Origin of the sequence: Salinivibrio sp. PR932 (genome assembly GCF_001996125.1) — a bacterium.
GTDB classification, from domain to species: Bacteria; Pseudomonadota; Gammaproteobacteria; order Enterobacterales; family Vibrionaceae; genus Salinivibrio; species Salinivibrio proteolyticus.
The window spans coordinates 1-19083 of the sequence record NZ_MUFM01000019.1; the positions used below are offsets into that span (position 1 = coordinate 1).

Below are 19083 nucleotides of genomic sequence, written 5' to 3' on the forward strand. Positions count from 1 at the left end.
AAATTAAGCTATGGAAAATACTGGGGATCTTAAGCCCATAAAACTAACAATGACCAAAATGTCGACATTCACAATGAGCCTACCAGTTCGCATTGCTCTTGCAGTCGGTCTTGTCTCTGTATCTGCTCCTGCGGTAATTAAGTACACAAACACTACGGATGCTGTGACTTTAGAGGAGCAGATGGAGACATTTGACTACGTTACTGACTTAAAGAACTCTCTGTTGAAGCCATCTAAAGATAACATCAGCAAGATGGACACTTTTCATTCTGCTTCTATTTGGAGCAAAGTGATGGGTTACGAAAGTACACGCAGCGTAGATTGGGATTCTGGTGGCCTACTGTTCGGGGAAACCAAGAGAGAGCAGTTTATTGCACAGGTTGAGCACGACTCAGAGGCAATGAGGCAGCTAATGTTGTTCTTTCTTGCAACTCTGTACACCCCAGATATCAATGAGTCAAAGGAGGGCTATTATGAAGGAGCACTTATGGCTAAAAACGAGCTATTTAAGAAGCACTTACCCTACGTATCGCAAGATATCGCTATCTTAATCAGCAACCCGCTCCAAGCTGCCCTAGCCTACAGAAATAAAACAACTTTCAAAGGTGTCGATGTTGGCTCTTATGTGCTTACCAAAGCTGGCCGAAGTCATATCGATTCTAAAAATTTCTTCGACACAGTGAAATACTACAATCATTACAAAGAGTATTGGGTTGAGTTAATATTTAAAGAGGGAACAATTTACTGGGATATTAATCGAGGTGAAAGACCCATATTCAAATACGTAGGAAAAAATTGGTATCAATGAAAAAGTTAGAGCAAAAAAAGAAGTTACGATTCTGGGTGGGAGATCGTACTTCAAAACCAAAAGATATTCATAAAAACTGCATTCTGATCGCCACCACAAATCCAGAGGGGCGTCATGGGATGGGCTTAGCTAACATTGCGCATCGATTTTGGGGTGCAGAGTATTATGTTGGCCGTGGCCTGTCCGGTCAATCGTACCTACTTGTAACAAAGAACTTAACCAAAAACTACTTTGAGGAAGCTACTGGGATTACCTACTCTCGCTACGGCATACGGAGTCTTACCAAGCAGCAACTATCTGACAATATCGAGGAATTATTCGAGGTTTCGAGAAGTATGCCCACAAAAAGTTTCATCCTTGCCTATAAGCGAGGTGACTCAAACCTCAATGGCTACAGTAGTGAAGAGCTAATAGAACTGTTTACTTCGAAAGCTAAATCAGAAACTCCAAGCAACATCATTTTCCACGAGAGCTGGAAGGCGTATTTTCAGAGAAAAAATCATGAAAAATAACAATTCTAATACTTTTTTTAACATCCTTGCTGGTGCTCTTGTCGGCGCTGTAGCAGTATCAAGCCTGTATCTGGCTGCTTTCAAGCCGTATCTGGCTGCGCAACATAATGTAGAGCAAAACTTTTACTCTGGCTACGGCATCGATTCTGAAATGCAGCTTCCAAGCGACCTCTCGACAACTCAAAAAAAGGTGCAAACTTACCTATATATGGTTCACCAGTCTAGACAGAGTGATAGTTCATTCAATCTCGACCCCTCATGCCTTCAGGGTCTTGTGAGTGCTTCTGAGGACACGTTTGTTGCTGGCGATAAGTTTATGGATACCTACTTCAATTACGGCAAGCAGGGTAATCCAGAAGACCATCCCAGCGACATTCAGCGCCGTATCAATCTACTAACTGGCAAGACTGTTGGTGATCAGATTATTGAACGTAATGGCTTCTTTGAAAGCAAAGTCGCCTTTCTGGTTCTGGAACGATCAGCTACTGATGTGTTCGAAAAATATTCTGTAAAACAGTTCCAGACAGCAGTTGATGAGTGTGTGGTGAAGTAATTTATCGTTCCTAGGGTTTCTGGGCTAATTTTCAATCTATCTGCCATTGTTAGAGGTGAGGTGGCCGGAGCAATTAATCTGTAGTACTGGTCTAGAAACTAAGTTACACCACTTTACATGCTTGTACTTATGCACTGCTTCATAGATTAGCAAAAACACTGGCAATTTTTTATCCAAATGCAAATTTGGTGAAACCGGAACATGGTTGTACAATCATATAAGTCCGCAGTATCACATTTGCTAGATTGCATGTTAGCCTGTGGATACTAAACTTCATAGCTAGGCATTCCGAGCAAGATTTTTTTGGCAATCATCTCCATAATGTCAGCCACTTTTTTATCTCTCTCTACCATCAGTAAAGCAATTGAGTCCGCATTAAGTTCAGGTTCAACCCTACCGTCCAATTGATTTTCAATAGCATCAGCATACAAGCAACACTCTGTAAGCTTTTGGAGCCAGCGTAGTCGAGAAGATCGAGTTTCAATATCCAAAATTGAGACAAACCCAGCCTCTTTACATTTGCCGACAACAAGACTTTCGATTGTTGTTTCTCTGAACCTTTCAATTTGAACAGCTTGTAGTATTGGAGAGTTAGTATTCATAGGTTTTTATTTAAAACTAACCAATTTTTACTCACATGCCAAACTGTGCATTCAAAAGGGGTAGTTAAGAAGGGGGGCCCCCTTCTTACCAGTGGACAACAACTCAGCGAAGCTGGTTGTCCTATCTGGAACACGTAGCCAGCATTAGGCGTTACGATCACGTTGTTTGCAGACGTGCCAAATAGTTTTTAATCTTAATAAAAATACACTATATGCTTAAAAACTGGACAGTAATAACCCAACCTGTTCGCCTCGCTAGTGATGGCGTCATGATGCGAGAGCGCTACCTACAAAGTCTGAAACACGCCAATCACAAACATACCGTACGCATAGTCTCCATATTTGGCTGCGCTGAAACATCCAACCGCATCGCGCTTGCTGGTGAAGAGTTTAGACTTAACCAGCAACTCCATAACCGAAAAGGGGGACGGCCTTTATCTAGCTACGCGGTTGAGTATTGTCTGACTCTTCCGAAAGGATACCGCCCGACTCCCAAGCAATGGCAAAGCGTTGTAAGAGATTGCTGTATAGCTTTAGCCAAGCATTGCAAATTGAACAAGACAGACTTCGCTCAGTACCGACAACAAATCCGGGCTGTTTTACACCAACAAGAGCAAGGCAGTAAACAAGGCAGCGGTGATCATGTCCACTTAATCATCGGTAAAGTGGTAGCGAATCGAGTTCTCAAAGAGCTTCAACAAAAAAAGGCAACAAAACTGATTAAGCAGGCTTTCAATCACTCGGTTTTAAAACATGTTGGTATTGATTACCGCAGCTATGCACCGGAAGAAAACAATAAGGGAAAACGACTTAGCGAGTGGCAATATCAGTACGAAAAAGCCCACGCCGCTTTAGAAATGGAAAAGATAATTTTGCAGATGCAGAAACAGTTCAGCAAATGGCTCATAGCCATGGAAGAAAGTGACGACAGGCAAAAGCGCCGACAAAGAAATCGTTTGATGAAAACCATTGACTCACTAGACCACAAGCTATTGTCGAAGCAGCAGACTAAACAAATGGAGAAGATAAAACTGAGAGTAGGGTAGCCTACTGGTTCACTCTATTTCTCAAGGCTGCATGCGATGCCAGTCCCTCTTGCTCTTCGCAGCCAGACGTTCTACGAATGCAGCTAGGTCATCAAAACTTACAAGCCAAGGTAGTTTTTGAGACTCTCCAAATCTAGTAACCGGAAAAGGCAATTCATTATTACGAGCTTGGCGCTTAGCTGTGCTTGGAGTAAGCCCCAGATAAAACCTCGCCACATCTTCTAGTGGGATAAACGGCTCGTGATTGTGCTTAGCTGCCAAAAGGGATTTGGTTGAGAGAGAACAAGAACTGTTCATAGGTGCTCCTAATTACTCCATAATCTCACAAAGGAATTCTATATCTCGAGTATTTAGTCGCTACTTTTCACGCCCTTCAAGCGATTTTTGATATTTCCGTTTAGGGGACGTAAGATGGGAGCTAAGGTGCTTTTCTGATAGAACTGGTAGCAACCGTCCCTTATCCGTCCCTCAACACTTCGACACCTAATCTTAAGTAGTTGTTTATTATGAAGTATAGGTCACTTATCCTCTCAATCTAGCATGGGCGCAACAGAGAAACGCTGCATCACCGTTTTTGGCGTCACATCAGGGCTGGCGGCGGTTTTGCTGGGGTTAGTCATGGTCTCGAATCTCTGCAAATTACGTTAAACGACAGTCATTTTCGACAGGCGGACGCGGATTATACACATTGCATCGGTAAGATTTAAGCAGAACCATCCCGACTGACCACGAGGCAGAAGAAAAGCACAAGCTAACAGTATGGCAGCCGTTATGATGGTTTAAACCAAACCAGCCCCTGTGCTTCTATAGCTGCTGCGAAAGCCGAAAGTATTTCTCTGCCACTAAGTAGCTGATCACTGCTTCTTTTTGTCGGTCGCGGAATTGATTTACCCACTGATGGGCATTGTGAATGATCGCTTGTGCTTCATGTGGATGAGTGAGGTAGTAGTCGATGACTGCCTCTAGGTTGGAAAAGTCTGCGTTCACCTCAGCATAGTGAACCCCGGCGATTAATTGGCCCTCCATAAACCAAGTTTCATACTCCAGCGGCGGTGAGAGGCACAGCGAGTTGGACGACAGTATCCATTTTAAATTGGTCGCAACGTCTTTCCCTTCCACACTGAGAATAAACTTATGCTGTAGCTGCGCTTGCGGTGTTAGCGGGTCTTTTCGATAGGCTTGGTCAGTCTCATTCGCGGGGCGGGTATCTCCGACATCAATGATAGGATGCGTGTAAAAGCGGCGAAGAAGTTGGCGACGCTTGTGATTAAAGCAGCGTCCACGCCATACCGCGCTATCGCGTTTTTGCCCAAACGGTACGGGATCATCAATAAATTGAAAATGGCGCACCGCATTGAGCTTGAGTAGTACGGCGTTTTGATTGTCGCCATGAATGGGACGGCTTTTTACAAAGGCTGGCGTAAGTGGCGGTTGCGTGACATCGCCATCTAAGTAATGCAAAAACAAGCCGTTGGGGAACCAGCGCATCACTCGCAATATATCTAAAAAATACACCGAGCCGTGATCTTGTCTCACTCGGCCCGTCTGATGATCGCAATATTGCTCCGACAAACAAAACGGGGCATTCAAACGGTTGTAATAACTGACACGTTGGTCGATATCAGATTGATGCTGCTGATAAATGGGCAACAGTTGCCGGCACATCCATGAGCGATACCAATCATTAGGGATCGCATTGAGTGCCAAGTTATAACTATAGTAGCGGAGTTTTTTCACCCTCTTGCTCCGTCAATCCGTCTGCGGACATCGATTTACCGCAAAGCCTAGTCGAGCAAGATGACGAGCAAATGAAATGGGCGAGAGAGCCTGTTGCCCGCTCTCTCGCGACAAGACTTATTCGATGGTGAATTTGCCTTTCATCACAGTCCAGTGGCCTGGGAAAGAGCAGAAATAGGTTAAGTCTTTGCCTTTCAGTCCTTCGGTTGAGAAGGTAATCGTGGTGCTTTCGCCGCCGCCAATCAATTTGGTATGCGCCAAGATACGATCATCGCCTTGTGGCAAGTAATCGTTATTTGGGCCGGCACCCGCGCCTTTCATGGCAATGTCTTGAAGGTTAGACGTTTCTGACAGCACCCAGTTGTGGCCCATCGAGGTCACAGGCATGGAGCCTTGGTGCTCTAGGGTTAGCGTCACTTCACTGCAGCTTGCTGGTACGGATAGCGATGTTTGATCGTAGGCCATTTTATCACCGGTGGTGACAGTTAACTCACACTCGTTGGCAACCGCTTGCGTGGAAACAGACGCGAACGCCAGTGCGGCGAGGGCTAACAGTTTTTTCATCGGTACATACTCCTATTATGGATGTAAAGGTATGTTTTTTTATGCTTGTGGCACGGTGCCATCATACGGACTCACTACAAGAAAACAGTTAGCCGATTCAAAGATCAGCAGATTGTTAACTGTTTTTATTTTGCTCAATACTGTGAGAGGTCTGATCGCGATCAAGCGATACACGTAAAGGTGTTTACAGGTGTGTGATAACGCATAGGATTAAAGACAGACAGGGTGCGCTGACCAGTGGCTATGATAAGATAACAAACTGACTGTCAGCACTTTGAGGCGCTATGACCAATACCACTGGGTTACTGCACCGCGCACAGCAGCTTTGTGAGCAGCGAGGAGTAAGGCTTACTCCACAACGTACGCGCGTTTACGAAATTATTGCCAACTACTCACGCGCCATCAGTGCCTATGAGTTGCTTGATGTGTTGCGCGAAACAGAACCACAAGCCAAACCCCCAACTGTCTATCGTGCGCTAGACTTTCTATTAGCGCAGGGGTTTGTACATAAAGTGGAGTCAACCAACAGCTACATCGCTTGTTGCCATTTGGGGCACCAAGGACATTGCTCGCAACTGTTGATTTGTGATCAATGCGGTACGGTCGAAGAGTGCCACACCGAGGAGCTGTCGGATGCATTGCGTGAAAAAGCGCAGCAAGTGGGCTTTCACGTACAACACCATGTGATTGAAACGCATGGCACATGTGCACAGTGCTTGGCTCAATAACATTGAATTGATTAGGACGGACATTCTTTATGGAAGCACAATTCGTCAACCCATTCCTGACCTCGCTGATTAACGTGCTGCAAACCATGGCACAGTTAGATATTCAGCCTGAGAAGCCTCACCTAAAGAAATCCGAGATCGCTAAAGGGGATGTTTCTGGGTTAATCGGTATGGTTGGCCCACAAACCAAAGGGTCGTTCTCAGTGACTTTTGACGAAGATATGGCGCTGGAGATCATGTTTCGCATGCTCGGTGAGCGCGCAGACTCGATCAACGAGGAAGTCACTGACATGGTGGGTGAAATCACCAATATGGTGACCGGGGGTGCCAAGCGTATTCTGTCAGAAAAAGGCTTTGAGTTTGAGATGGCCACCCCAGTGGTGGTGTCTGGTAAAGGTCATACCATCAATCACAAAAGCGATGGACCTGTGATTATTATGCCGTTTAAATCGCCCCACGGTACGGCCTTCATTGAAATCTGCTTTGATCACTAAGACGGCACACCTCGATATAAAAACGCCGCGCAATTGCGCGGCGTTTTCTCGTTTCACCGGTTAAGCGATTACGCTTGGCGCCATTGCTTAAAGGTGTTGATCAAGCCATTGGTTGAGCTGTCATGGCTGTCGATTTCGTTATTATCGTTCAGCTCTGGCAGGATGTTGTTTGCAAGCTGCTTACCTAGCTCAACGCCCCACTGATCAAAGCTGTAGATATTCCAAATCACACCCTGAGTGAAGATTTTGTGCTCGTACATCGCAATCAACGCGCCCAAAGTATATGGCGTGATTTGATTGACCAGAATAGAGTTCGTCGGACGGTTGCCCTCAAACACTTTAAACGGTGCGATCGCAGCAATTTCATCGGCTGATTTACCCGCTTTTGCTAGCTCGGCTTCCACTTGCTCTCGACCTTTACCAAATGCCAGTGCTTCGGTCTGAGCGAAGAAGTTAGCCATCAATTTAGCGTGATGATCGCCAATCGCGTTATGACTATGCACTGGGGCAATAAAGTCACATGGGATCAACTTGGTGCCTTGGTGAATCAGCTGATAAAACGCATGCTGACCATTGGTGCCCGGCTCGCCCCAGATGATTGGGCCGGTTTGATAGTCAACCGGATTACCGTTGCGGTCCACATACTTACCGTTTGATTCCATATTGCCTTGTTGGAAATAGGCAGCAAAACGGTGCATGTATTGGTCGTAAGGTAAAATAGCTTCTGATTCTGCGCCGTGGAAGTTGTTGTACCAAATACCAATCAGTGCCAACAGCACCGGCATGTTCTGCGCCATCGGTGCGGTTTTGAAGTGGTTATCCATTTGGTGCGCACCGTCAAGCAGTGCAACAAAGTTGTCGTAACCTACGCCCAAACAGATAGAAAGACCAATCGCCGACCACAATGAGTAACGGCCGCCAACCCAATCCCAGAATTCGAACATGTTGGCCGTATCAATACCAAACTCAGACACCGCTTTTGCGTTGGTAGAAAGTGCGGCAAAGTGCTTAGCCACTTGGCTTTCATCCCCTGCTGCGTTCATAAACCAGTCACGTGCTGTGTGGGCGTTGGTCATGGTTTCTTGGGTGGTGAAGGTTTTTGACGCCACCAAGAACAAGGTAGTTTCTGGATTTAGCTCTTTTAACGTTTCGGCGATATGCGTGCCATCCACGTTAGAGACAAAGTGCAGGTTCAAATGGTTTTTGTAAGCGGCAAGTGCTTCGGTCACCATGTAAGGACCAAGATCTGAGCCACCGATACCAATGTTAACCACATCTGTAATCGCTTTGCCGGTATAGCCTTTCCATTCACCGCTGATCACACGCTCGGAAAACGACTGCATCTGCGCCAGTACCGCGTTCACTTTTGGCATCACATCTTCGCCATCCACCATGATAGGTGTATTGCTGCGGTTACGCAGTGCTGTATGGAGCACGGCACGATCCTCGGTGCGGTTGATCTTCTCGCCGTCAAACATCGCGCTGATCGCGTCCGCCACGCCGGTTTCATCCGCCAGTGCCAGCAACTTGGTCAGTGTTTCTTCACTGATCAGGTTTTTGGAATAATCCAACAGAATGCTGTCTTCGAATTGGGTCGAGAAATGGGCGAATCGCTGTGGGTTGTCGGCAAAAAGATCCGCCAGTGTGTAGTCCTGTGCTTCTTCAAAGTGGGCGGTCAGTGATTGCCACGCCACGGTTTGAGTGGGATTAGTTGTCTTTAGCATCATGGTCATCCAAATCGCGTTGTGAATGCCGCTGTTAGCGTAACAGCCGGCAAGGATCCTGTAGTGTCTCAGCGTCACCACGCTGTTCGCGGTGGCAATTGGAGTAATATTACATAATCACAGCCAGATTCTCACATGCAATTGCTGTGAGAGGGTTGCGATTAATCATAGAATAGTTGGATAAGCCTTGAGCTTTTCGCTCACGACGAGGATCACAACAAGGACTGCTTATGTGGTATCAAACTGAAATTCAATTGCGCCCACGCCCGCGGGGCTTTCACCTAATTACCGACGACATTGTCTCGGCACTGCCTATCCTCGATGAGATTGATATCGGGATGGTACAGGTGTTTATCAAGCATACGTCGGCGAGTTTAACCTTGAATGAAAATGCGGACCCCACGGTGCGCCAAGATATGGAAGCGCACTTTAACCACTCAGTGCCAGAACGCGCGCCCTATTATCAGCATACCTATGAAGGCGATGATGACATGCCGGCGCACCTTAAAGCATCGTTGCTAGGCGCAAGCGTCACGGTTCCCATCAGCCAAGGTCGACTTAATCTCGGTACATGGCAAGGGATTTATCTGGGTGAGCATCGCGATCATGGCGGTACACGCACCTTGGTGGTCACTGTGCAAGGTGCGCCCCGTACCGCTTAACATCAAAAGCTACACCGCGGCGTCATCGGCCGCGTTTAAGGCGAGATATTGACGAGGCACGCGGCCGGTGACTTGGCACACTAATTCATAGCCAATGGTATCGACCAAGCGGGCAATGCGCTCAACGGGAAGCTCAGGCCCCCACAGTACCGCTTCGTCACCCACTTTATCGGTCGCATCTGGGCCCAGATCAACGGTGATCATATCCATCGATACGCGCCCAGCCAGGGGCACTTCGCGACCATTCAGCCAAACAGGGGTGCCGTCAGGTGCAGAGCGTGGATAGCCATCGCCATAACCGATGGCAATCACGCCAATCAAGGTATCGCGCGAACTGCGCCAACGCGCGCCATAGCCTACCGGCTCGCCCGCTTTCAGTTCGCGAACCGCCATCACCCGGGAAGTCAATCGCATTGCCGGTTTTAGGCCCAGCTGTTCGCCAGTCAGTTCAATTCGTGACGAAATGCCATATAAACAAATGCCGGGACGCACCCAGTCAAAATGACTTTGCGGCCAAAACAAGGTCCCCGACGAGGCTGCCAGCGACCGCTCTCCGCTTAGCCCTTCCGTTACCTGTATGAAGGTATCTATCTGTGCTTGCGTAATCGGATTATCCAGCTCGTCCGCGCAGCCAAAGTGGCTGAGAAAGCCAATGTCAGCGGCCACATTGTCGCAAGCATTAAGGGCGGCGAGTGCTTCCGGTACTTGCTCAGGCTGAAAACCTAAGCGGTGCATGCCTGAGTCGACTTTTAACCACACGGGTAACGGCTCACTTAGCGAGGCACGAGTCAGCATCGCCACTTGCTCTTTACAATGCACGGTTGCTGTCAATTGGTGAGAAACCAATAACGGCAGTTCATCCGCTTCATAAAACCCTTCCAGCAAGACGATGGGCAATTGGATCCCGGCACGACGCAACGTCAATGCTTCTTCCACCCGTGCCACACCGAAGGCATCGCTAAACGGGGCCAAGGTGGTGGCAACCGACGCGAGTCCATGCCCATAACCATCGGACTTCACCACCGTCATCACTTTACTGTGAGGCGCTTTACGGCGCATCACTTGGATGTTGTGCACCATCGCCTCGGGATCAATCAAGGCACGAGCTGCATTGGTCATGGTAGACAGATCACTCATCATCAAACGCGGGTCCTGCATAGTTATCAAATCGCGAATACTGCCCTTGGAAGGTGAGACGCACACTACCAATCGGACCGTTACGCTGTTTACCAATCAGGATTTCCGCAATCCCTTTCATCGCACTTTCTGGGTTGTAGACTTCGTCGCGGTAAATAAACATGATCAAGTCGGCATCTTGCTCAATGGCGCCCGATTCACGCAAGTCCGAGTTTACCGGGCGTTTATCCGCCCGTTGCTCCAATGAGCGGTTTAGCTGCGATAGCGCCACCACCGGCACGTTCAGCTCTTTCGCGAGCGCTTTGAGCGAGCGAGAAATCTCGGCAATTTCAAGGGTTCGGTTTTCTTGTAAACCCGGTACACGCATCAATTGCAGGTAGTCGACCATGATCATACTCAGACCGCCATGTTCACGTGCAACGCGACGGGCTCGCGAGCGCACATCGGTCGGTGTCAAACCGGAGCTGTCATCGATGTACATGTTCTTTTTCTGCATCAAGATCCCCATCGATGAGGAGATGCGCGCCCAGTCTTCATCATCAAGCTGACCGGTCCGGATCTTGGTTTGATCGACGCGCGAGAGCGAGGCCAACATGCGCATCATCAGCTGTTCAGCCGGCATCTCGAGCGAGAAGATCAACACGGGTTTTTCTTGGTCCATCGCCGCATTTTCACACAAGTTCATCGCAAAGGTGGTTTTACCCATCGATGGACGTGCCGCAACAATGATTAAGTCAGACGGCTGTAAGCCGGCGGTTTTCTTGTTCAGGTCAGTAAAGCCTGTCGATACGCCCGTGACACCATCTTGCGGTGACTTAAAGAGCTCTTCAATGCGCTCCAGTGTCCTACTCAACACCGAGTCAATATGCTGCGGCCCTTCGTTTTCACTGGTTCGAGATTCGGCAATCGCAAACACCTTGCTCTCGGCCATATCGAGCAGATCTTCCGAGCTACGCCCTTGCGTGTCATAGCCCGCATCGGCGATTTCATTGGCTACCCCAATGAGATTACGCACCATGGCACGCTCTCGCACAATATCGGCGTAAGCAATAATGTTGGCCGCACTTGGGGTGTTTTTCGCCAGCTCCGCCAAGTAAGCAAAACCACCCACATCGTCGAGCGTGCCCGCTTTTTCAAGGTGCTCAGAGAGGGTGATCAAATCTAGTGGCTTGCCTTCATCGAGCAAGGTCTTGGTCGCATCGAAAATTAATCGATGGGGGCGACTGTAAAAGTCATGGCTGACGACTTTTTCCGCAACCGCATCCCAGCGCTCGTTATCCAACATCAAGCCACCCAGCACGGACTGCTCGGCTTCAATGGAATGTGGCGGTACTTTGAGATTAGCGACTTGTTGATCTTTTGCGGGTTTACGATTGTCTGCCATAACGAACTCACCTATTACTGATGGGCGCCATTATACCCGCTGTCCTAGCGAGACGCTGCCCTGTCAGCCATTTTTTTCCAAACGCTGAATAATCACCGCGGATTTTAACCCAAATTTGACCGCTTCAATGCTGACGATCCCTATCATAGCGCGCCTGAGACAGTGTGAGGGTAAAGCCATGAAATCTGTTTATACGCCGCTTTGGATCTCACTATGTGTCGCGTGTATCAGTCCTGCCTATGCAACCGAGCAAGACGACACGTCAACGTCACCTTGGTCATCCGATATTTCCATCGGTTATCAACGTCTGGGCGGCAATGCCGATTCACAAACGATCAACAGTGAGTTAAACGGCCAATACCAAGTCGAACAATATAGTTATCAAGCCAGCGTCAGTCTGCTGCAGGTTGAAAAAGACGGCGAAGAGGACAAACGCAAAACGGAGTTCGAATCCCAAGCCAATATGAAGCTTAGCGCGCAAAGCTATGCGCTGCTGAACGCCACGTACGTCGCTGACCGTTATGGTCCTTACTTTGACGACTTTATGCTCGCAACCGGTCTTGGCTACCAATGGATAGAGCGTGATGCATTGAGTGTCAGCACAGAGATAGGTCCCGGCTTTCGTTACCAACGGCCAAATTTGGACGAAATTGATGACGATGATCTGATCATGCCCTATTCGGTCAGTGAGCCAGTCGTCCGCGCCCAAGCCAAATGGCAGTGGCGGTTTTTAGATAATGCCAGTATCGAGGGACGCACACAGGTTGTGTCTGGGGAAAGCAATACCAGCGTGGAAGGCGTGTTGTCGCTAGCTACCACGATTACCGAAAAGCTCTCGATTAAGCTGACGGGAAAACAAAACTACATGAGTGAAGTACCGCCGGGGCTGAAGCACCAAGACAGTGTGTTCACGGTTGGATTACGATATCAGTGGCTTTAGCGGTTATCTGTTCACAGGCATAAAAAAAGCCAGCCTTATCGGCTGGCTCTTTCACAAACATTGTCTTGGCAATTACGCAGCAACAACGTTCACTTTTACGGTTGCGAACACGTCAGAGTGCAGTTGCACGCTGATTTCGTACTCACCAGTGTTGCGCAGCGCGCCTTCTGGTAGACGAACTTCGCTCTTCGCGATTTCAACGCCTGCTGCAGTTACAGCGTCAGCGATGTCACGAGTACCGATAGAACCGAACAGCTTGCCTTCGTCGCCCGCTTTAGAGGCGATCTCAACCGCTTCTAGCGCTTCAACTTTCTCAGCACGCGCTTGAGCGGCAGCCAGTTGCTCAGCAACTTTTGCTTCTAGCTCAGCACGACGTGCTTCGAAGTGTTCGATGTTGGTTTTGGTTGCCATAACAGCCTTACCTTGTGGGATAAGGAAGTTACGCGCGTAACCAGACTTAACAGTTACCTGATCACCTAGGCCACCCAGGTTACCGATTTTATCAAGTAGAATAACTTGCATTCTTCAATCCTCTCTAACGTGGACAGTTCCGATTACTGATGCTTGTCAGTGTACGGCAGCAGGGCCAGGTAACGAGCGCGCTTGATAGCACGAGCCAGTTGACGCTGGTACTTAGCACGAGTACCAGTGATACGGCTAGGTACAATCTTACCAGATTCGGTAATGTAGTTTTTTAGAGTCGCTACATCTTTGTAGTCGATCTCTTGTACGCCTTCTGCAGTGAAACGGCAGAATTTACGACGACGGAAGAAACGTGCCATGGGCTTATCTCCTGATCTAAATGTCTATAATGTGGTCAGCATGCAATACCAATTTTCCCTCGCCTTGTCGGCTGGTCTGGTAAGCGAGAAAACCGCTTACCTTGATATGGCTGCCTAAAGCTAAATTGTGAGTTTGTTGTGTTGACCCTTGCCCGCTTACCACCACCGGCAGACGACAATACACCTGACGGGAAAGGTTCGCTTCGAGTTGCGTGGAACGATGCTCTAACACAAAGTGGCAGTGCGGGATCCCTGCAGGGCTCTGGCGGTGGACCGGAGCTTTACTGATAACACCAGTAAGTTCCAATCGATTGGTCATCACAGCGATTACTCAGCAGCGCTCTCGCCTTCAGCTTTCGCTTCTGCACGCTCTTCGCGCTCAGGACGATCTTCACGCTTAGCAGTACGCTCTTCTTTAGCCTTCATCATGACAGATGGCTCAGTGATAGCGTCTTTAGTACGCATGATCATGTTACGGATCACAGCGTCGTTGAAGCGGAACGTGCTTTCTAGCTCGTCAATCACAGATTGCTCAGCTTCTACGTTCATCAGAACATAGTGTGCTTTGTGCAGTTTGTTGATTGGGTAAGCCAGTTGACGACGGCCCCAGTCTTCTAGACGGTGGATTTGACCACCCGCATCTTTGATAGACGCAGTGTAACGCTCGATCATGCCAGCAACTTGCTCGCTCTGATCAGGGTGCACCATGAATACGATTTCGTAATGACGCATTGAGTTGCTCCTTACGGATTAATCAGCTTCCACAATTGGCCCGGTCGTCCAGCGGAAGCAAGGAACGAAAAATAAAAGACCGAGAATCAGGCGCGAGATAGTACAGAATTGCATCGCCATAAGCAAACAGATTTTACGTTAATTTACTCACCTTCTGCCACCGTGTTGCCCGCACATCACTATATGATGCTCTCTTCAAACAACACGCTTTCTTTAATCCTTACCCCCACAACTCCCAGCATCTATTACCACGAAATAGACAACACACTTAATTCGCTTAAAACAGAAACCTACTAATAACATCCTCCGTGACACTGGCCTCAAAATTTGACCAGTAGCAAAAAAATTAAGAAATCAAGCCTGCAAATTGTCAGGATTGGTCAAACTTCAAGCAATGTCACGCTATTGATGCACTTTTTTTTTGTGAATAATTAATTTCTGAACCCACGCTCAAATTATTGTACTTCCGCCTCCATTTCTTGGCATCAATTGCCCAACATAGCGGTTTTATTGCCTACTGTTGATATTTAAATCATCTAAACACGCAGTAGACGCAGGATAAGGGCACATAAATTTCCTACCTGCACTGATGAGATTCGCTTCAAAAATTTTGGGAGCAAAATATGAAATTAATGACGCCATCGCGTGCCGTCGCGCTAGGTTTGGCGGGGCTCGCGTTAACTAGCCCCAGTGTGCACGCTGCAGTTGATTGCCAGCCACTGCCCGATTGGCAGAATGGCAATACCTACACCAAAGGGGATCAAGTTAAAGCGGACGATACCGCCTATGAGGCAAGGTGGTGGACGCAAGCCGATCCTGCCACTCAGTCTGGCGAGTGGAAAGCATGGAAAATCCTCGGCCAGTGCGCGGGCAGCGTTAACCAAGCCCCTACCGCAACCTTAACCGTGTCACCGTCTGGACCCGTTGAGGTTGGCGACACACTCACCTTCACCCTCGCCGGAACAGACACGGATGGCACAGTGACCTCATTCGTGCTTTCACAAGGCGACACTGTCTTATATGAAGGTGCAGAAGCGACTTCCATCGGCTGGCAAGCCGAACAAACGGGTCGTTTTACCTTTACTCTCACCGTGACTGACGACAAAGGCGCCACCGATACCCAAACATTGCAACAGGTGGTGGGTGATGACCAAACCGGCGGCGATGAGTATGCCTGTCGTCCGGCTGGTTTATACACCACCCCAGATGTCGACGTGCCATATTGTTCGGTGTATGACGAGAACGGCCTTGAAGACATGGGCGCCGATCACCCTCGCCGTGTTATCGGCTATTTCACCAGCTGGCGAAACGGTACCAACGGCCAGCCCGCTTATTTAGTCAGTGATATTCCTTGGGACAAGATCACCCACATTAATTACGCCTTTGCTCACGTCAACGCGGACAACCAATTGTCTATCGGCGATCCCAATGCACCCGATAATCCAGCAACCCAGATGACCTGGCCGGGCGTGGCCGGCGCAGAGATGGATCCAACCCTGCCGTACAAAGGTCACTTTAACTTGCTCAACAAGTATAAAAAGCAGCACCCCGACGTGAAAACGCTGATCTCCGTGGGTGGCTGGGCCGAAACCGGGGGCTACTTCGGTGAAAACGGCGAGCGCATCGACAGTGGCGGTTTCTACACCATGACCACCAATGCCGATGGCAGCGTCAACCAAGCTGGCATTAAAGCTTTCACCGACAGTGCCGTCGCCTTCTTGCGCCAGTATGGCTTTGATGGTCTAGACATTGATTATGAATACCCATCGTCAATGAAAGACTCAGGCCACCCTGACGATTTCGAGTACTCCAACCCACGTCGTGCGCACTTGAATAAATCCTATCAAGTATTGATGAAGTCGCTGCGTGAAGCGCTCGATAAAGCCAGTGCACAAGATGGCAAGCACTATATGCTGACCATTGCCGCACCGTCGTCGGGTTACTTATTGCGCGGGATGGAAACCTTCCAAACCACCCAATACTTAGATTACGTCAACATCATGAGCTATGACCTACATGGGGCATGGAATGATCATGTTGGCCATCAAGCGCCGCTATACGACACCGGCGAAGACTCAGAGCTTAAACAGTGGAATGTTTACCAAACCCCTGAGTTCGAGGGAATTGGTTATTTAAATACCGACTGGGCAGCAACCTATTTTATGGGCGGTATGTCACCCGGCCGCATCAATATCGGTATCCCATATTACACCCGCGGCTTTAAAGACGTACAAGGCGGCGATAAAGGCCTTTGGGGACGCGCGCCACTGCCAAACCAAAGTGAGTGCCCAGCCGGCACCGGTGTCGGTGAGAAAAACAAATGCGGCAACGGTGCAATCGGCATTGATAACCTTTGGCATGATGTGGACGAGCTCGGCAACGAAGTGCCTGCTGGCTCCAACCCTTTATGGCATGTGAAAAACCTGCTCGACGGCAAACTACCGGCCTACGCCGCGGAGTACGGACTCGATCCTGAGCAAGATCCTAGCGACCGTCTCACCGGTAACTATCAACGTTATTACGATGACATCGCCAAAGCGCCGTGGGTTTGGAACGAAGAAAAACGCGTATTCCTATCGATGGAAGATGAAACCTCGATGGCCGAAAAGGTCGACTACGTGATCAATAAAGGTCTAGGCGGGGTGATGTTCTGGGAGCTGGCGGGGGATTATCGCTATGATGATCAGCGTCAAGCCTACTTTATGGGCGATACCCTGACTTCGCTGGCGTACCAAACCTTTAAGCAAGCTGGCAGCGACTACTCACTGCAACGTGGCGATACCAACTTCCAAGTGCCAAGCGAGCAAGTGGATGTCACCTTTGACGCGCTGAACTTCCCAGTGGGCGATGACAACTATCCTATTCGCCCCACGTTCCGCTTTACCAACCACTCGGATCTGGACTTATCGGGCGCCACCATCAGCTTTGATGTGCCCGTGTCTACCTCGGCCATTTTTAAATCTGACTGGAACGCTCAGAAAAAGCTACGCATGGAAGTGGTCCGTGATAGCAGCAACGCCAGTGGCAACAACATCGGCGGGTTTGATGCTACGCACCATCGCTTTGCCATCACCCTGATTAACGAATGGGGCGGCATTGAGCAAAGCTTTAAGCCCGGTGAAACCTTGGATGCTCAGGTGATGTACTACATGCCGATCACCAACCCGACCAATATCACAATTGAAAAAGATGGCCAGCGCTATGCGGTGAAGCAGGAGTATCCAAGCCTTCCGCCTGCGCTACCCGGTAGCACCAGTCAAAGTGGCGGAGAGTCTCAGTGTCCCGGCGTCGATGTTGCCAGCCTGAGTACCTATCCCAACTGGCCTAACGGGGGCAACCATGCCAGCGGTGGCGACCAACTTATCTACCAAGAGGCGGTATGGGAAGCCAAGTGGTGGACCCAAGCGGCACCCGGTGGTCAAGCTTGGCGCCAAGTCTGCAGCCTCTAATCCATTTCTGGTCTTGAATGCGGGGGCTGCGTGCCCCCGTTAAGGAGTCGTTATGTTCAAGTCTTCGTTCACACAGTTTTCCTGCCGTACCGCCGTGGCCCTTGCGCTGGTCGCAAGCAGTTCACAGGTGATGGCACATGGCTATTTAGACAGCCCCAAAGCACGCCAAGCGATTTGCCATGAGCAAGGGGGCTATTGGTGGCCTTCAGATGGGTCACGTATTCCCAATGCTGCCTGTCGCGCTGCGTTCTTAGAGTCGGGGCACTACCCATTTGTGCAACACCACGAATCAGCGCAATTGGTGGCGGATTACCGCAATATGGATGCGGTGAAAGCGGCCGTGACCGATGGCAACTTATGTGGTGCCGGCGATCCCAATAAAGCCGGGATCAGTTTGCCCTCACCGGATTGGCAACGGACCGAAGTCACCCCAGATGGCAATGGCCAAATTGACGTACGTTTTCGCGCCACCACACCGCACAACCCAAGCTATTGGGAAATTTATCTCACCAAGCCAGACTACAACGGCGCGACCGATGCGCTGACGTGGGATGATCTCGAGAAGATCGACACCTTTGGCGATCTGCCCATTGTGATCGGCGATGACGGAAACCGTTATTACGAGATGACCGTGACCCTGCCCGCCGATCGTCAAGGTGACGCCATTCTCTATAGCCGTTGGCAACGCATTGATCCGGCCGGTGAAGGCTTCTACAACTGTGCCGACATCACTATCACCCCCAGTCAGACAGCGCCAGCCCAATGGCACGAGCTGGGCTACTTTGTCCCACATCCACAAATGGCAGCTTTGGGCGATCGCGTACGTGCCCGCTTGCACAACCGCCAAGGCCAAGAAGTGGTAGATGTCACACTCACATTGACGGACCAAAATGTGGCGAATTGGCCACAAGCGCTGGCCAGCCTTATCGAACAACAGGCTAACGAGCCCTTACGTATCGGGGTGATGCGCCACGGTGAGATCCAGTTTAATGCCGATGACGTGGTGCAAAACCAAGTCTTTAGCCATCACGATAGCTATAGCTTCAACCTGTCGGTGATCCCGGCTACCGACGAACCCACCAGCAACCTGCCCGCGTGGAGCGCTTCTGAGGTCTATGTGGCCAAGGATCGCGTGCGCTACGGCGACAACATCTACCAAGCAAAATGGTGGACACGAAACGAGCAACCCGGCGCTGCCCTTGTTTGGCAACGCGTGACACAATAAGGAG

21 protein-coding genes are annotated in these 19083 nt (G+C 49.4%); 10 read left to right on the top strand and 11 right to left on the bottom strand.

What is annotated here, in order from left to right; all coding sequences use genetic code 11:
* Nucleotides 1-58 precede the first annotated feature (58 nt).
* Genes BZG84_RS10310 through BZG84_RS10320 form a run of 3 tightly spaced genes read left to right on the top strand, consistent with a single transcriptional unit; the run spans nucleotide 59 to nucleotide 1873 of the window.
* The gene (locus BZG84_RS10310; protein ID WP_131826265.1) at nucleotides 59-808 is read left to right on the top strand and encodes a hypothetical protein; all 750 of its coding nucleotides are present in this window, start codon (nucleotides 59-61) and stop codon (nucleotides 806-808) included.
* Complete coding sequence (locus BZG84_RS10315) at nucleotides 805-1320, top strand: A1S_2505 family phage non-structural protein (protein ID WP_077482105.1); 516 nt, start codon at nucleotides 805-807, stop codon at nucleotides 1318-1320. Before BZG84_RS10310 ends, BZG84_RS10315 begins: the two co-directional genes overlap by 4 nt.
* Complete coding sequence (locus tag BZG84_RS10320; protein ID WP_077482107.1) at nucleotides 1310-1873, top strand: hypothetical protein; 564 nt, start codon at nucleotides 1310-1312, stop codon at nucleotides 1871-1873. Before BZG84_RS10315 ends, BZG84_RS10320 begins: the two co-directional genes overlap by 11 nt.
* Before the next feature lie 266 nt (nucleotides 1874-2139).
* On the opposite strand, the gene BZG84_RS10325 is transcribed toward BZG84_RS10320, so the two are convergent.
* Complete coding sequence (locus tag BZG84_RS10325; protein WP_077482109.1) at nucleotides 2140-2475, bottom strand: hypothetical protein; 336 nt, start codon at nucleotides 2473-2475, stop codon at nucleotides 2140-2142.
* A 212-nt stretch (nucleotides 2476-2687) separates the two neighbouring features.
* Between BZG84_RS10325 and BZG84_RS10330 the strand changes: the two genes are divergently transcribed.
* A complete protein-coding gene (locus BZG84_RS10330) occupies nucleotides 2688-3521 on the top strand; it encodes a hypothetical protein (protein WP_077678176.1) in 834 nt (277 codons plus the stop codon).
* A 21-nt stretch (nucleotides 3522-3542) separates the two neighbouring features.
* Here the strand turns inward: BZG84_RS10330 and BZG84_RS10335 are convergent, their stop codons facing one another.
* The 3 genes from BZG84_RS10335 to azu form a co-directional block, all read right to left on the bottom strand.
* Nucleotides 3543-3818 (bottom strand): pyocin activator PrtN family protein, encoded by a 276-nt coding sequence (locus BZG84_RS10335; RefSeq protein ID WP_077480272.1) that lies wholly within the window; start codon nucleotides 3816-3818, stop codon nucleotides 3543-3545.
* Nucleotides 3819-4325: 507 nt separating this feature from the next.
* Nucleotides 4326-5258, bottom strand: coding sequence for a glycosyl transferase family 90 (locus BZG84_RS10340; RefSeq protein WP_077678177.1), 933 nt, complete (start codon nucleotides 5256-5258; stop codon nucleotides 4326-4328).
* 117 nt (nucleotides 5259-5375) lie between these two features.
* Nucleotides 5376-5822 (bottom strand): azurin, encoded by a 447-nt coding sequence (gene azu, locus BZG84_RS10345; RefSeq protein ID WP_077480274.1) that lies wholly within the window; start codon nucleotides 5820-5822, stop codon nucleotides 5376-5378.
* A gap of 284 nt (nucleotides 5823-6106) precedes the next feature.
* On the opposite strand from azu, the gene zur reads away from it, so the two are divergent.
* Entirely contained in the window at nucleotides 6107-6550 is a 444-nt protein-coding gene (gene zur, locus BZG84_RS10350; protein ID WP_069589686.1) for a zinc uptake transcriptional repressor Zur, read from the top strand.
* 29 nt (nucleotides 6551-6579) lie between these two features.
* Nucleotides 6580-7044: a chemotaxis protein CheX gene (locus BZG84_RS10355; RefSeq protein WP_069589687.1), complete on the top strand. Its 465-nt coding sequence runs from the start codon at nucleotides 6580-6582 to the stop codon at nucleotides 7042-7044.
* A 68-nt stretch (nucleotides 7045-7112) separates the two neighbouring features.
* Here BZG84_RS10355 and pgi read toward each other — a convergent pair whose 3' ends face one another.
* Complete coding sequence (gene pgi / locus BZG84_RS10360; RefSeq protein WP_077480292.1) at nucleotides 7113-8768, bottom strand: glucose-6-phosphate isomerase; 1656 nt, start codon at nucleotides 8766-8768, stop codon at nucleotides 7113-7115.
* A gap of 230 nt (nucleotides 8769-8998) precedes the next feature.
* On the opposite strand from pgi, the gene BZG84_RS10365 reads away from it, so the two are divergent.
* Entirely contained in the window at nucleotides 8999-9430 is a 432-nt protein-coding gene (locus tag BZG84_RS10365; protein WP_069589688.1) for a secondary thiamine-phosphate synthase enzyme YjbQ, read from the top strand.
* A 9-nt stretch (nucleotides 9431-9439) separates the two neighbouring features.
* Here BZG84_RS10365 and alr read toward each other — a convergent pair whose 3' ends face one another.
* Both alr and BZG84_RS10375 read right to left on the bottom strand, forming a co-directional pair.
* Nucleotides 9440-10570, bottom strand: a complete 1131-nt coding sequence (gene alr, locus BZG84_RS10370) for an alanine racemase (protein WP_077480276.1) — start codon at nucleotides 10568-10570, stop codon at nucleotides 9440-9442.
* Nucleotides 10560-11951: a replicative DNA helicase gene (locus tag BZG84_RS10375; protein ID WP_077480277.1), complete on the bottom strand. Its 1392-nt coding sequence runs from the start codon at nucleotides 11949-11951 to the stop codon at nucleotides 10560-10562. The genes alr and BZG84_RS10375 overlap by 11 nt, the downstream gene beginning before the upstream one ends.
* 178 nt (nucleotides 11952-12129) lie before the next feature.
* Here BZG84_RS10375 and BZG84_RS10380 point away from each other — a divergent pair, with 178 nt between their 5' ends.
* Complete coding sequence (locus tag BZG84_RS10380; protein ID WP_158011484.1) at nucleotides 12130-12891, top strand: DUF481 domain-containing protein; 762 nt, start codon at nucleotides 12130-12132, stop codon at nucleotides 12889-12891.
* Nucleotides 12892-12963: 72 nt separating this feature from the next.
* Here the strand turns inward: BZG84_RS10380 and rplI are convergent, their stop codons facing one another.
* The 4 genes from rplI to rpsF are packed head-to-tail and all read right to left on the bottom strand — an operon-like array spanning nucleotide 12964 to nucleotide 14405.
* Nucleotides 12964-13413 carry a 50S ribosomal protein L9 gene (gene rplI, locus BZG84_RS10385; RefSeq protein WP_077480279.1) on the bottom strand — a complete coding sequence of 150 codons (450 nt, stop codon included), beginning with the start codon at nucleotides 13411-13413 and terminating at the stop codon, nucleotides 12964-12966.
* A gap of 32 nt (nucleotides 13414-13445) precedes the next feature.
* Nucleotides 13446-13673, bottom strand: a complete 228-nt coding sequence (gene rpsR / locus BZG84_RS10390; RefSeq protein ID WP_069589695.1) for a 30S ribosomal protein S18 — start codon at nucleotides 13671-13673, stop codon at nucleotides 13446-13448.
* 16 nt (nucleotides 13674-13689) lie between these two features.
* The gene (gene priB / locus BZG84_RS10395) at nucleotides 13690-13992 is read right to left on the bottom strand and encodes a primosomal replication protein N (RefSeq protein WP_077480280.1); all 303 of its coding nucleotides are present in this window, start codon (nucleotides 13990-13992) and stop codon (nucleotides 13690-13692) included.
* An 8-nt stretch (nucleotides 13993-14000) separates the two neighbouring features.
* A complete protein-coding gene (rpsF, locus tag BZG84_RS10400) occupies nucleotides 14001-14405 on the bottom strand; it encodes a 30S ribosomal protein S6 (protein WP_077480281.1) in 405 nt (134 codons plus the stop codon).
* A 623-nt stretch (nucleotides 14406-15028) separates the two neighbouring features.
* On the opposite strand from rpsF, the gene BZG84_RS10405 reads away from it, so the two are divergent.
* Nucleotides 15029-17854: a glycosyl hydrolase family 18 protein gene (locus BZG84_RS10405; protein WP_077480282.1), complete on the top strand. Its 2826-nt coding sequence runs from the start codon at nucleotides 15029-15031 to the stop codon at nucleotides 17852-17854.
* Nucleotides 17855-17906: 52 nt separating this feature from the next.
* Nucleotides 17907-19079, top strand: coding sequence for a lytic polysaccharide monooxygenase (locus tag BZG84_RS10410; RefSeq protein ID WP_077480283.1), 1173 nt, complete (start codon nucleotides 17907-17909; stop codon nucleotides 19077-19079).
* Nucleotides 19080-19083 lie beyond the last annotated feature (4 nt).